This is a genomic window from Arthrobacter sp. ok909 (assembly GCF_900104405.1).
GTDB classification, from domain to species: Bacteria; Actinomycetota; Actinomycetes; order Actinomycetales; family Micrococcaceae; genus Arthrobacter; species Arthrobacter humicola.
Genome location: NZ_FNJS01000042.1, coordinates 1 through 14,133 on the forward strand (window position 1 = coordinate 1; position 14,133 = coordinate 14,133).

Genomic DNA, 14,133 nt, shown 5'->3' on the forward strand with positions numbered 1-14,133 from the left:
TTAGATCTGTCTTCACAAACAGGGTTTAACACCCTCCACCTTCAATTAACAGCGTCCACGCGGCGCACGCCCAATTCGGACTCACTCATCTAGGCGGCGATCACACCGATTCTGCCGGTCACGGCCCTGATGCCGTGTGACGTTCACGTTCCCCCCGGCGTATGGATGGATCCCTTCCTCCTGAAATCCTTTGCCTGCGTCAGACGTGATGCGGTGCAACTCCGTGTGCGAAGGCCGCATTGGGACGCTTACGAAGAAAGACGCGGGTATCTTATAGAATAACTGGTATATGAGTCCCACCTCCCTAACCTGATAAGCATCCCGCGCCGATGAAGCTGCGGACCACGAAACTACTCAAGAGAGTGCAGCATGCCTTCGAACAATGATGCTGAACCTGCTGTTGAAGCAGACAGAGCTCAGCAAGGGGGCGTCCAGTCCGTCGACCGCGCACTTGCAGTCCTGGAAATCCTGGCACGGGACGGCCATGCCGGCGTAAGCGAAATAGCGGAGGAGATGAATCTCCACAAATCGACGGTCTCCCGGCTGCTGACGTCGCTCGCGAGCAGGGACATGGTCCAGCAGAACAGCGGACGGGGCAAGTACCAGCTGGGCTTCGGAATCCTGCGGCTCGCAAGCTCCATCCCCGGAAGGCTGAGCCTGGTCTATGAAGCCCGTCCGGTACTGGAAAGCCTGGCCCAGGAATACAAGGAGACGGTGAACCTTGCCGTGCTCCGCTCCAACTTTGCCGTCAACGTCGACCAGGCCATGGGGCCTTCAATGCTTGCCACCTACGACTGGGTGGGCAGCCTGACCCCGCTGCATGCCACCTCCAGCGGAAAGGTACTACTCGCAGCCCTTCCAGCCGACGAACGGGGCCGAATCTTAGAGGAAACAGGGCTGCCTGCAAGGACGCCGCGCACGATCACCAGCCGCGACAAACTGGAAAACCAGCTTCTCGACGTCTCACGCAACGGATACGCAGTGACGAGGGATGAAATCGAGATCGGATTGAACGCCGCAGCGGCGCCGGTCTACAACCACACGGGAACTGTGGTCGGTGCAGTAAGTATTTCCGGGCCGGCCTTCCGCTTCGATCCCGAAACGACGCCGGGACTTCTCGAAACACTGAAGCAGGCAGGGCTGCGGATAAGTGCCAAAATGGGCTACACCCTTCGGTAGCAAGCGCAGTCGGTGCACAGTTCCGGTGGACTAGCCGCTTGCGCAGGATTGGGCCGCTGAACCTGAGTTCGACAGCCTGTCAGCGCAGAACGCGATCGAACTGGCGTGATGCCGCCCGCCTCCTCTTGGATCGAGTCGCGAAAGGCGATGCGGTGCTCGCTCGGGACCAGGACCCGCTTTCGGCGTGGATCTGGACCCCTTCGCCTACTGGCACCGCGAGGCCGGAGCCGCCGCTATACCGTGTTGGGCACAGCACCGGCGGCCACCAGGACGACGCCGGCAGGCAGATAGCCTCCGCCAGCGAGGCGGAGCCCCTGCACACGTCCCCGCCGCGTAATGGGACTCGATGGCAGCGTCACAAATCAGCCCCGCCCCGTTAAATCCATGTAACGCGGCCAGGGTCGCCGCCATCCCCTCACCGATTGGGCGCCCGAGCGGACGATCGTCCTTTCAACTCCGAGCGCGTGGGCGGTGGCGGCAACCCCGGGGCCGACGAAACCGGCCTCCACGATGACGTGCCTAGTCTCCCCTACCCGATGGGCGCCCCGAACCTGCGCGATTCCCAAGTCCGCAGGGTGGAGACCTTCACCCTGCGGCCCGTCATAGGACCCCTGGACCTCCTGCCAATCACGAGGCGGCTTCCGGAAAATGCAACAACGAATTGCGCATCACGCAATGCCATTTCTGCATGCGAGAGACGTGACGCAAACGCGGTGCGACAGGGCTGTTACGGGCTCCGATTTAGTGCAGGCGGAATCCTTGACAATGGGAGTGGCGTGCATCACTCTGTTGCGTATGCTGATCTACGTTGATGATGACACAACCGGCGGAACGGGCTGAGCCCGTCAGTGGGAGGGAGGTTTATCAGCACACCGCGTGCTGTTGACCGTACCGGCCCGCGGAAACACCCTACTTCTGGACACGACCCCACCGGTCAACGCCTTCCACCTAGAGGATTGGGAGCAGTTCACTCTCGACAACACCTGCACTCATCAGGATGCATCGCTGGCGGAGATGAGCGCGAATCGCCTGTCTTCCGCCGGGCCCGAGAACAACGGCGACGTCTAGCTCCACCAAGCAGTACTCCATTTCAAGCTAAAAGGCGGAGTTCTTGAGGCCACAACTGAGCAACAAGCTGCAGGAACGGACACGCTCCGCGGCCCCCCGCCGGGCAGTCATGGACAGTGTCCGGGCATTAGGGGGACGCAGTTCGTCCTCACCGTTGCTGGCCCTTCGAAATGACCCCCAGACCACGCCCAAGGAGATTTACTTCATGACGAACGAGAGCTACGACTACGTGATTGTAGGCGGCGGAAGTGCCGGATCCGTCCTGGCGGACAGGCTAAGCGCGGACGGAACGCACACAGTGCTGGTCCTTGAAGCGGGCCGCAGCGATTACCCGTGGGATCTTTTCATCCAGATGCCGGCGGCCCTGACTTTCCCTAGCGGCAACAGGTTCTACGACTGGCAGTACGAGTCCGACCCCGAACCCCGCATGCACGGCCGCAGGATCGCCCACGCCCGGGGCAAGGTGCTGGGCGGTTCCAGCTCCATCAACGGCATGATCTTTCAGCGCGGCAACCCCCTGGACTATGAACGCTGGGGAGCCGACGCCGGCATGGAAACCTGGGACTTCGCGCACTGCCTGCCCTACTTCAAGCGCATGGAAACCGCGCTTGCCGCAGCCCCGGACGATGAACTGCGCGGCCACGACGGACCCCTGGTCCTGGAGCGAGGACCCGCCCGCAACCCCCTGTTCCAGGCCTTCTTCCGCGCATCCGAAGAAGCAGGCCACAAACGCACCGATGACGTCAACGGGTACCGGCAGGAGGGCTTCGGCCCATTCGACCGAAACGTCCACAAGGGCCGGCGGCTCTCGGCGTCACGGGCCTATCTGCGCCCCAATAAGGGCCGGAAAAACCTGACGGTCCGCACTCGGGCGCTTGCGGCCAAGGTGAATTTCGACGGCACAACGGCCACGGGAGTCACTTACCGCCGGAACGGCCGGCTGCACACGGTCAACGCCAAGGAAGTGGTGCTGTGTGGCGGCGCGATCAATACGCCACAGTTGCTGCAGCTTTCCGGCGTGGGGGATTCCGCGCTCCTGTTATCGCTGGGCATCAAGCCGGTGGTGGACTTGCCGGGAGTCGGCGAAAACCTGCAGGACCACCTGGAAGTGTACGTCCAGCACTCCTGTACACAGCCCGTGTCCATGCAGCCGAACCTCAGCCTCTGGCGCTACCCGCTGATCGGACTCCAGTGGCTGCTCGGTCGCAAGGGCCCCGCAGCCACGAACCACTTCGAAGGAGGCGGGTTCGTCCGCTCCAACGACGACGTCGCCTACCCCAACCTGATGTTCCACTTCCTGCCGGTGGCCGTGCGCTACGACGGCCAGAAAGCCGACGCCAAGCACGGGTACCAGGTCCACGTGGGCCCCATGTACTCCGACGCCAGAGGTAGCCTGAAGATCACTTCCACGGACCCCGCCGCGCACCCGTCCATGCAGTTCAACTACCTGTCCACGGACCAGGATCGGCGCGAATGGGTGGAGGCCATCCGGGTCACCCGCGACATCCTCTCTCAGCCGGCCCTCGCGCCCTACAGTGGCGGCGAACTCTCGCCCGGCCCCTCCGTCCAGACGGACGAGGAGATCCTTGACTGGGTGGCCCGGGATGCCGAAACGGCGCTCCACCCCTCCTGCACCGCCAAGATGGGGCCGGCCTCCGACTCGCTGGCTGTGGTGGATCCGCTCACCATGAAGGTCCATGGCACCTCGGGGCTCCGCGTGGCGGATGCCTCCGCGATGCCCTACGTGACCAACGGCAACATCTACGCCCCCGTAATGATGCTCGCGGAAAAGGCCGCGGACCTCATCCTGGGACGTACGCCGCTGGCACCCGAGCACGCGGACTTCTACAGGCACGATCGCGCTGTGGCTGCCGAAACCACGCCTGGCCTGGGCCGCGCATGAGCGGCGTTCAGGTTGCCGGGATGGACAGCCGGGCCGTGCCGAACCAGAAAGAAGCGCCGGTACGGGGCCTGTTCGTGGACGGCCGGTGGAGCGAATCAGGCGCCGGGAAGACGCGGGTCATCACGTGCCCGGCGGACGGCGAAGAAGTCGCCAAGGTTGCCGAATCCACGGCCGCCGATGCCGAGTCCGCGGTTGCCAGCGCCCGCCGGGCGTTCGACGGCGGCGCGTGGCCGGGCACCAGCGAGAAGGAACGCGGACAGGTCCTGCTCCGCACCGCCGAACTGCTGGAACGCAACAAGGCGCTTTACGCCCGGGCCGAAGCCCTCGACACAGGCAAACGCTACATCGAAGCCGAATACGACATCGACGATATCGCCGCCTGCTTCAGGTACTACGGCGGCATCGCCGGAACGGACGCCGGCCGTGTGATCGATACCGGGATACCAGAAACCATCAGCCGCGTGGTCCACGCCCCTGTGGGCGTGTGCGGGCTCATCACGCCATGGAACTACCCCCTCCTGCAGGCGTCCTGGAAGGTGGCCCCGGCCCTGTTGGCCGGCAATACCTTCGTCCTGAAACCCAGCGAACTGACTCCCTCCACCTCCATCCTCCTGATGGATACACTCCTTGAGGCCGGGTTGCCGGCCGGGGTCGGCAACCTCGTCACCGGCACCGGTCCCGAGGTCGGAGCCGTCCTGAGCGAAAGCCCGGACGTTGACCTGGTCTCGTTCACCGGCGGTCTGGCCACCGGGATCAGCATCATGAAGACCGCGGCCAACACGGTGAAGCGGGTTGCCTTGGAACTGGGCGGGAAGAACCCGAACATCGTCTTCGCCGATGCCGACCGCGAGTCCGCCTTGGACAACGCCCTCACCGCGGTGTTCCTGCATTCGGGCCAGGTGTGCTCAGCCGGAACCAGACTCATCATCGAGGAATCAATCCACGACGAATTCGTGGCGGAACTGGTGCGACGTGCGCAGGCCATCCGGCTTGGCGGCCCCTTCGACGAGCTCGCGGAGGCCGGCCCGCTGATTTCGGCCGGTCACCGCGACAAGGTCCATGCCTACGTCCAGGCCGGCATTGACGAAGGAGCCACCCTTCTGTGCGGCGGCTATATCCCGGACAGCGGTGCGCTGGCACTCGGCAGCTACTACCCTCCCACCATCCTGGGCGGTTGCCACACCTCCATGAACGCAGTCCAGGACGAGTCGTTCGGACCAGTCCTGACCGTGGAGACCTTCACCACGGAGGAGGAAGCCATCTGTCTGGCCAACGACACCGCCTACGGACTGGCTGGCGCCGTCTGGACTCAGGACGGGTCGCGCGCGCAGCGCGTGGCCGGGGCCCTCCGGCACGGCACGGTGTGGATCAACGACTACCACCCATACGTTCCCCAGGCAGAGTGGGGCGGATTCGGCAAGTCCGGAAACGGCCGCGAACTGGGGCTCCAAGGTCTCGCGGAGTACCGCGAAACCAAGCACATCTGGCAAAACATCAACCCCAGGCCCAGCCACTGGTTCAAGCCTCCACAGGCAGGAGTACAGCAATGAACAGTCCCGACATCTCAGTGCGCAACCTTTGGAAGGTCTTCGGACCGGGGGGAGACAAAATCCCCAACAGTCCAGAACTCTCGGCCCTCAACTCCGCGGAACTGCTTGAACGCACCGGCTGCGTGACCGCCGTCCGCAACCTGAGCTTCGACGTCGCCAAGGGCGAGGTCTTCGTGGTCATGGGACTTTCCGGATCCGGCAAATCCACCCTGATCCGCTGCCTGACCCGGCTGATCGAGCCCACCTCCGGGCAGGTCCTGGTGGACGGCAAGGACGTCCTACAGGCAGGAGTTGCCGAGCTCCGCGAACTGCGCCGGCGGAAGATGTCCATGGTTTTCCAGCATTTCGGCCTCCTGCCGCACCGCACCGTGCTGGACAACGTCTCCTACGGGCTGCAGATCCGCGGGGCCGCCAAGAACGAACGCTACTCCAGAGCCCGTGAAATCATCCAACTGGTTGGCCTGAAGGGCTACGAACAGCACTACCCGGACCAACTGTCCGGAGGAATGCAGCAGCGCGTCGGTCTGGGGCGCGCCCTGGCCGGCGATCCGGACACCATCCTCTTCGATGAGCCCTTCTCCGCGCTGGACCCGCTCATCCGCCGAGACATGCAGGCGGAAGTCATCCGGCTGCACAAGGAAATGGGCAAGACCATGGTGTTCGTGACCCACGATCTCTCCGAGGCGCTAAAGCTCGGAGATCGCATCCTGATCATGCGCAACGGCGAGACGGTCCAGTGCGGCACCGGAGACGAACTCGTGGGGTCACCCGCGGACAAGTACATTGAGGACTTCGTGTCCGAAGTCCCCCGCGCGGACGTCCTGACCCTGAAATGGATCACCCGGCCCGTGGCCGTCGGAACACCGGGCGACGCTCCGGTCCTCAGCTCCCGGATGATCATCCGGGATGCCATAGCGGCGGTCATGCACTCCTCCTGCCCCGTCCTGGTGGAAGAAGGCGGCAGGATCACGGGGCAGATCGACCGCGACAGCATCCTCTCGGTGCTGCAGCCCACGGAAGCAGCGGCCTAATGTCTACCCTCGTCCGCGACCGGGCCACGGCGCAACCCACACCCGCCCCCGCCCGTGAACCACGCCGCAGGCCCAGTCGGCGCACCATCCTGCTGGGAGGCGCCGCCGTCGTCTGGATCCTGGGATTCCTCGTCCTGCACGGAACCTCCACCCTGCCCCTGCCCGCCTCGGAGCTGACGGACCTGCACCGGTCCCTGAACCAGTTCAACGCCTGGGTGGCAGCAAACCGGGCGGACAACCCCGTCTTCCTCTACGTCTTCACGCCCCTGCGTGCCGCCGTCGACGCCGTCGCCAGCCTGTTCATCACCCTCTTCGCCGCAAGCTCCACTGGCCTGCGCCTGCCGGAGATCGGCTGGCTCGGAACCGTGGGCCTGCTGGGATGGATCGCGTTCGCGTTCGGCAACGCCCGGGTCGCACTGCTCACCGTGGCCGTCTTTATGTTCTTCGGCTTCCAGGGCCTGTTCCTCGAGGCCACGTACACATTCGCCCTGGTGGTCACCGCGGTGCTGCTGACCCTGCTCGTCGGTATCCCGCTCGGCGTCCTGGCCGGCATCTACGGCCGGGTCGCCAAGGTGATCACGCCGGTTTTGGACTTCATGCAGACCCTGCCCACGTTCGTGTACCTGGCCCCGCTTGCCCTGATCTTCCTCATCGGCCCGGCATCGGCCGTCATCGCCACTGTGATCTACGCAGCACCGCCCGTGATCCGCCTGACGGCCCACGGCATCCGCTGCATCCCGGAGAACACCCGCGAAGCCTCCGATTCGCTGGGGACAACGGGCCTGCAGCGACTCGTCACCCTGCAGTTGCCCATGGCCCGCCGCACCATCGTCATGGGTATCAACCAAAGCACCATGGCGGCCCTGTCCATGGTCACCATCGCGGCTCTCATCGCAGCGCCCGGGCTCGGCCAGGTGGTGGTCCGGGCACTCCAATCGCTCGACGTCGGCACCGCCGTGAACGCCGGGCTCTCCATCGTCCTGCTCGCGATCGTGCTGGACCGGGTGACCACCGCCGCGAGCCGCCGGGCGGAACCGGGCGCGGCCCGCAACCGCAAGGTTTCCCGCAGAACCAGGTATATCCTCCTTGGTGTCAGCCTGGTGCTGGCCCTGGCCATGGTGCAGCTCTCCCGTACCCAGCTGTGGGCCGCGGCATTCCCGGCAGAGCTCAACATCGGCCCGGCGATTGTCCAGACCGTCGGCTCGGCCAGCCAGTGGATGCAGACCAACCTGTCCCTGTTCACCGTGACCTTCCGGGAAGCCGTCACGACAGGAATCCTCAACCCGTTCCAGTCGCTGCTCACGGACACCCCCTTCTACATCCTCGTCGCCGTCATAGCCCTTGCGGCCTACGCCCTGGGCGGCTGGAAGCTCGCGACCCTGACCACGGCATGCCTGGGCGTGATCATCTACCTCGGCCTCTGGAGCGACTCCATGGTCACCCTGGCCGGAACTCTGGTGGCCACCTCCGTGGTCATGGTCCTGGGCATCATCTTCGGAGTGGCCATGGGCCGGTCCGGGCGGGTGGACCAGATCATGCGGCCCATGCTGGACGCAGGCCAGACCATGCCGGCGTTTGTGTACCTGGTCCCGTTCCTGGGACTCTTCGGCGCCACCCGCTTCACCGCGATCATCGCCGGCATCATCTACGCCGCCCCCGTAGCCATCAAGATCACGGCCGACGGCATCGCAGCGATCTCCCCCACCGTGGTCGAAGCCGCCGTCGCCAGCGGCTCCACCCCCTGGCAGGTCATCACCAAGGTCCAGCTTCCGATGGCCAGGCAGACCCTTGCCCTCGCCGCCAACCAAGGCCTGATCTATGTCCTGGCCATGGTGGTGGTCGGTGCGCTCGTGGGCGCAGGCGGCCTCGGGTACGACGTCGTCGCCGGCTTCGTCCAAAGCGCGATCTTCGGCAAGGGCCTCGCCGCAGGCGTTGCCATCGTCTTCCTCGGCATCCTGCTGGACAGGATGACCCAGGCAGCCGCAGCCACCCCGGCGCGGAAAATCCCCTCGCAAAAAACCTCGACAACCTAACTGCATCATCGCCCTGCGCCCCGCACGGCACGGAGGACCCCCGCATTTCCCCCATCAAGGAGAACTAACCATGAAAAAAGCTGGACTGCTGTTGAAACGAACTGTCCCGGCAGTGGCAGGAGCTGCCGCCGCCGCCCTGCTGCTCGCAGGCTGCGGCGCTGCCTCCGTGAACCAGGCCGCTCCTGCCTCCGGGACCGCCGCGGCGCCCTGCGGAAGTGTCAACGTCGCGATGAACGCCTGGGTGGGGTACACGGCCGACGCCGCCGTCTACAGCTACGTCGCGAAGAACAAGCTCGGCTGCACCGTGGTGCAGAAGGACCTCAACGAACAGATCTCCTGGCAGGGCTTTGCCTCCGGCGAGGTCGACGTCGTCATGGAAAACTGGGGCCACGACGATCTGGCCAAGCAATACATCACCGATCAGAAAGTCGCCGTCGACGCCGGCCCCACCGGCAACATCGGCCACATCGGCTGGTACGTGGCCCCATGGATGGCAGAAAAGTACCCCGACATCACGGACGGGAAGAACCTCAACAAGTACGCCTCGATGCTCACCACCTCCGAATCCGGAGGCAAAGGCCAGGTACTCGACGGCGATCCCGCCTTCGTCACCAACGACGAGGCCCTGGTCAAGAACCTCAACCTGGACTACAAGGTGGTCTTCTCCGGATCGGAAGCCGCACTGATCCAGTCGTTCCGGACCGCGGAACAAAACAAGACACCGATCCTGGGCTACTTCTACGAGCCGCAGTGGTTCCTCTCCCAAGTCCCCCTCAAGAAAGTGAATCTGCCGGCGTGGACCAAGGGCTGCGACGCGAACGCGGAAAAAGTCGCCTGTGACTACCCCACCTACACGCTGAACAAGATCATTTCGAAAAAGTTCAACGACGGCGGCTCACCCGCAGCCAAGCTCGCGAAAGCCTTCAAATGGACAAACGAGGACCAGAACGCGGTTGCCACGGACATCCAGGGAGGCATGACGCCCGAGGCCGCGGCCAAGAAATGGGTGGACGCCCACCAGCAGGCCGTGAACGCCTGGCTCACCTGATATGTAGTGATCCTCTGTCAAGGGCGTGTTGAAGCGGTCCCGGGCTGGGTTGTCCGGGACCACTTCCTTTGTGGTGCCGGTGTGTCTGGCGGGGTGGTCAGCGTGTCAAAGGCGACGGCGCCGTCAGACTCTCTCACGAAAATTATGGCGCGCGGCGGCGTGTGCGAGTATGTATCGTCCCGCCCTTGTGGCCGTCAGCCGGCTTGTTGTGTGGGTTCGACGGTGACCGTGAAGCCCAAGGCTTCGAACTGGTTGATGGCGCGTGAGCGTGTTTTGGCCGGTTGCAGGCGGGAGTAGTAGTCGGGTCCGGGGTCCTTGTAGAGTTCCCCGGTCCTGAGCATGTTCCAGACCGCGGTAAGTATTGCATGGTCGACGGCTACAAGGGCTTTTATGGGGCCCCGCCGCGCCTGGAGGCGCCGGTATTTGGCGCCGAAAAACGTCTTCTTGGATCGCGACCCGGCGAGCACTGCGATCCCGAGGGCGCCCTTGAGATACGGGTTGCCGGCCCTGGTCTTGCTGGATTTGATGCGTCCGACCGATTCGTTGTTGCCCGGTGCGGTGCCGGCCCAGGATGCCAGGTGTGATGCGGTGGGAAGACGCTCATATCGGCCCCGGTCCCGGCGATGATGGTTTCGGCGACGCGCTGGCTGACGCCGGGGATGCTCACCAGCAGGTCCCCGGCCGGGCGGAAGGGTGCCAGGACTGCTTCGATCCGGGCGCTGAGCTCTTCTATGCGCCGGGTGTGTCCGTCGATGATGTTCAGTGCAGTCCGGTCAGGAACGCATGGTGGGCGTTGAATCTGCCGTTGAGGGCTTCGGTCAGGGCGGAATCTTCGCCCGCAGGCGGTAGACGGCAAGATCGGCCAGCACGGCCGGATCCCGCTCTCCCTCGATGAGGGCCCGGACCATCGCCCGGGAGAAGACGTCTGTCAGATCCGTGGCCACGGCGGACAGCTTGATCCCGGCGTCTTCCAACAGCTTCTCCAGGCGCTGGATTTCGCTGCCGCGCTGCCGGATGAACATCGTGCGCGTGCGCGCCAGGTCCCGGAACTGGCGGACGGGCTCGGGCGGAACGAACGAGGCACGCACGAGTCCGAACGCGCCGGGTTGGGCCAGCCACGCCGCGTCCGAGACGTCGGTCTTGCGTCCGGGCATGTTCCTGACCTGTTGGGCGTTCATGAGCATCACGTTCAGCCCGTCCTGCAGCAGGAAATAGAACTGCTTCCAGTAGTCGCTGGTGGCTTCCATCACCACCAGCGTCACTTGCTCACGCAGCAGGTGCTCGCGCAGGGCCAGAACCTCGTTGATCGTCGACGCCCATGTTGTCACCGTCGAGGTGTGGGTGACTCGTATTCCGGACCGCACTGGCCTTGGAGCAGACGTGTTGGATTCCCAGTAGTCCGGCCCTTCGCGTAGATCTTTGATCCCATGGCAGGCTGGCAGCGTTCGCCGGCGAATGCATTGGTTAACCCACTCTTGAATTGCCTCACACGCAACATGTATCGTTATGTGCAACGGTGTGATGCATGACACGCCAGTGTGTCGATCGACGAGTAGCTTTGGCCAAGCACGCGTAACGAGCTAAAGATCCTTGACAACGAATGTGGGAGCGCACTTTGTTGCTTACCGCAAAATGTGTTGATAAGTGCGGAACTATTGCGAGAGTGGCTTTCCTGCCCGTGTCCCGAATCTCATACCCGAACGACCAGGAGATGCTTCATGCTCAAGGCCTGCCCGCTCAGTGAACCCGCTCCCGGGGAGGCGCTAAGGCTGGACACCGCCCCGCCAACCGCCGTCTCCTATCCATGGATGGTGGCCTCTGGAGATTATCCGGTACTTCATGCGTTGCCAGAAGCCGTTCAAACCTGTCGTAGGCCGCCAGGTAGAAGCGCGTTCAGGCGCGAAAGTCAAGGGTGGAGCGGGCTGCGGAAAGTGTCCTTGACAATATCCGTGACGTGCCTCACTCTGTTGCTTACTGCGAAGCTCATTGTTCCATACGGAACAAATCGAAGCGGTGCCTCAGCGGTTTCGCGACCTGAACCTCGCTTCCAGGGAACTGCACGTAGCGAAATACCCAAGCCGATTGCACGCCGTCGACTCAAGGTGTCCGATATCAACGTCGTCAATCAGCCGATGCTCAAGAAGGCACTCTAGTGCCGTCAGCGGTTTGCGCTGAAGCGGCGCTCTGGTGCCGTCAGCGGTTTGCGCTGAAGTCAGAAGGGAACAAATCTCAATGATCTATCCGACCAGGACGACGGCCTCCGTCGACCCCTCCATATCAAGAGAGACCAGCTCCAAGTTCAAACGCCGCTTCATGGTGCGGCTTGTCGCTGTCTTCATCGGCGGGATGTTCCTCGACGGTTACATCCTCGGAATCATCGGCCCCGTCGCCGGACTCATGCGGTCAGATCTCCAGCTCGACGCACTATCTCTGGGCTTGATCGCTGCGGGCCCGCTGGTTGGTATCTTCGTGGGCTCCCCGCTGGCCGGCTGGGCTGCTGACAAGTTCGGACGCAAGCCCATGTTCCTCGTGGACATGGGCCTGTTCCTGGTCGCCTCAGCGGCCCAGTTCTTCGTAACCTCCGGAGACGGGGCCGTGATCCAGCTGGCCATCATCCGGTTCTTCATGGGCGTCGCGATCGGCGGCGAGTACTCAATCGGTGGGCCATTGCTATCAGAGTTCTCCCCTCCAAAGCTCCGCGGGCGATTGCTCGGGCTGACTCTGATCGCCTGGTACGTCGGTTTCATGATGGCATTCATCATCGGCACGCTCCTGCACGACGCGGGCACCCCATGGCGCCTCGTAATCGGCACGAGCACGATACTCGCATTCGTCCTGTTCCTCTCCCGCTTCGGCCTCCCCGAATCGCCGAGCTGGCTCATTACGAAGGGGCGGCGTGAGGAAGCACTCGCGATCGCACGCAGATACGTCGAATCGCCCCAGATGCACAACAGCATCACCGAAGAGATCGATCTGAGGATGATCCAGGAGGCCCAAGCCGCGCAGAGTAGGACCAAAATCAAGGGCGCCTCCTTCGGAATGCTGTTCTCGAGGCAGTACTGGCGCACCACCCTCTTCACCTCAGGTTTTTGGTTCTGCGCGGTCACTCCGTACTTCGCGATCGCGACCTTCGCCGACGACGTGCTCAACCACTTCGGCTTCGGCGGCGGCTGGGCCGGTGGAGTCGGCCTGTCCGCACTTGCGACCGCGGGCGTTGTCACCAGCGTGCTTCTGATTGACAAGCTCGGCCGCCGAATCCTCACCGTGCCCGGGCAGTGGCTCTGCGCAGGCATCCTGCTGATCATCGGAGTCTGGGCGAACGCACCAGCGATCCTCGTGCTCGTCCTGTTTCTCGCCTTCTCCTTCTTCAATGCCGGCTACACCACGATGACCCAGGTCTATCCGGCCGAGGTATTCCCCGGCCACCTGCGCGGCATCGGCACGGGCTTCTCCGCGGCCTTCAGCCGCATCGGAGCCGCACTCGGCACCTTCGCCCTGCCATGGGCGATCAGCAACATCGGCATGGGCCCAAGCATGGTCGTGGCCGCTGCCGTCGCATTACTCGGCGCAGTCCTCTCGCAATGGCTCGCGCCTGAGACGAAGGGGCGCACCCTCGCCGAAATCTCAGCAAACTTCTCCCACTGACACCGGGACTGCACACGGTGCAAAATCGGGCGGAAATTGCTGGCCAACGCCGAAAACGTAGCGCCCGACAGGACAGGTTGCGCTCGTGGGCGCGAGTCTTAGCGTCTGAAGTCTGTCTGGGCGGCATCAGGGTCGTACGGCTTCAGGCGGGAAGAAGCTCGGTCAGTAGGCGACCCGCCAAATGTAGCGACGACCCTCCGGCGAGTATCCGCGCACAGTGGCGTAGTGGGCACAGACGCGGCACACCAGCATGTAGAACACCAGCGGCACAACGAACGCCCGCATCTGCGCAGAGATTCCGGGGAGCTCCAGTTCGCGTCGGTCAGCACGGATCGTCTCACCGCCGTATTTCTCGAGGAAGCGGTCTGCCCCGCCCTGGTTCTGGGTGAGGTCAGGCTCGTAGGCCAGGACGTGGTAACAGCCGGTGTAGTCGCGGGTGAGCGAGTCAGCGCCTTTACTACCTGAGTCGACCCACTGATCGATGGCAGCTCGGATGCTGCAGGTTCCCTATTCAAGTGAATCTGATATGAAAGGCCAATGACCCCGTACAAGTCCGAGCCGCGCTGCCTGTCCCGACCGCCGGGATTCCTGCAGATGGAGGTCCGGCCCGACCATGGCGGTCACAGTAATCAAGGTCCTGGTGTTACTCGGACACGGAACGATGCTATCGCAGGAA

General features: G+C 63.7%; 9 protein-coding genes and 1 pseudogene. 8 read left to right on the forward strand and 2 right to left on the reverse strand.

The genetic code is table 11. The features are described from left to right. Nucleotides 1-369: 369 nt before the first annotated feature. From BLR03_RS21545 to BLR03_RS21575, 6 genes are all read left to right on the forward strand, one after another. Nucleotides 370-1,179 (forward strand): IclR family transcriptional regulator, encoded by an 810-nt coding sequence (locus BLR03_RS21545; RefSeq protein ID WP_091256375.1) that lies wholly within the window; start codon nt 370-372, stop codon nt 1,177-1,179. Between the two features lie 1,273 nt (nt 1,180-2,452). Continuing rightward, complete coding sequence (betA, locus tag BLR03_RS21555) at nt 2,453-4,150, forward strand: choline dehydrogenase (protein ID WP_091256378.1); 1,698 nt, start codon at nt 2,453-2,455, stop codon at nt 4,148-4,150. A gap of 20 nt (nt 4,151-4,170) precedes the next feature. Continuing rightward, nucleotides 4,171-5,700 (forward strand): aldehyde dehydrogenase family protein, encoded by a 1,530-nt coding sequence (locus tag BLR03_RS21560; protein ID WP_091256416.1) that lies wholly within the window; start codon nt 4,171-4,173, stop codon nt 5,698-5,700. Then, nucleotides 5,697-6,731 carry a quaternary amine ABC transporter ATP-binding protein gene (locus BLR03_RS21565; RefSeq protein WP_091256380.1) on the forward strand — a complete coding sequence of 345 codons (1,035 nt, stop codon included), beginning with the start codon at nt 5,697-5,699 and terminating at the stop codon, nt 6,729-6,731. The genes BLR03_RS21560 and BLR03_RS21565 overlap by 4 nt, the downstream gene beginning before the upstream one ends. After that, a complete protein-coding gene (locus tag BLR03_RS21570) occupies nt 6,731-8,764 on the forward strand; it encodes an ABC transporter permease (RefSeq protein ID WP_091256381.1) in 2,034 nt (677 codons plus the stop codon). Before BLR03_RS21565 ends, BLR03_RS21570 begins: the two co-directional genes overlap by 1 nt. A 70-nt stretch (nt 8,765-8,834) precedes the next feature. Beyond that, nucleotides 8,835-9,812 (forward strand): ABC transporter substrate-binding protein, encoded by a 978-nt coding sequence (locus BLR03_RS21575; protein ID WP_091256383.1) that lies wholly within the window; start codon nt 8,835-8,837, stop codon nt 9,810-9,812. A 194-nt stretch (nt 9,813-10,006) separates the two neighbouring features. Here the strand turns inward: BLR03_RS21575 and BLR03_RS25230 are convergent. Together BLR03_RS25230 and BLR03_RS25235 are read right to left on the reverse strand one after the other, a co-directional pair. After that, a pseudogene (locus BLR03_RS25230) lies at nt 10,007-10,405 on the reverse strand (transposase); the annotation flags it as partial. A gap of 225 nt (nt 10,406-10,630) precedes the next feature. After that, nucleotides 10,631-11,140, reverse strand: coding sequence for an IS110 family transposase (locus tag BLR03_RS25235; protein ID WP_175460658.1), 510 nt, complete (start codon nt 11,138-11,140; stop codon nt 10,631-10,633). Between the two features lie 904 nt (nt 11,141-12,044). Here BLR03_RS25235 and BLR03_RS21585 point away from each other — a divergent pair. Together BLR03_RS21585 and BLR03_RS24185 are read left to right on the forward strand one after the other, a co-directional pair. Further along, nucleotides 12,045-13,457, forward strand: coding sequence for an MFS transporter (locus BLR03_RS21585; protein WP_091256384.1), 1,413 nt, complete (start codon nt 12,045-12,047; stop codon nt 13,455-13,457). Nucleotides 13,458-13,682: 225 nt separating this feature from the next. Further along, nucleotides 13,683-13,922, forward strand: coding sequence for a hypothetical protein (locus BLR03_RS24185; protein ID WP_139184637.1), 240 nt, complete (start codon nt 13,683-13,685; stop codon nt 13,920-13,922). The last annotated feature ends 211 nt before the right edge of the window (nt 13,923-14,133 follow it).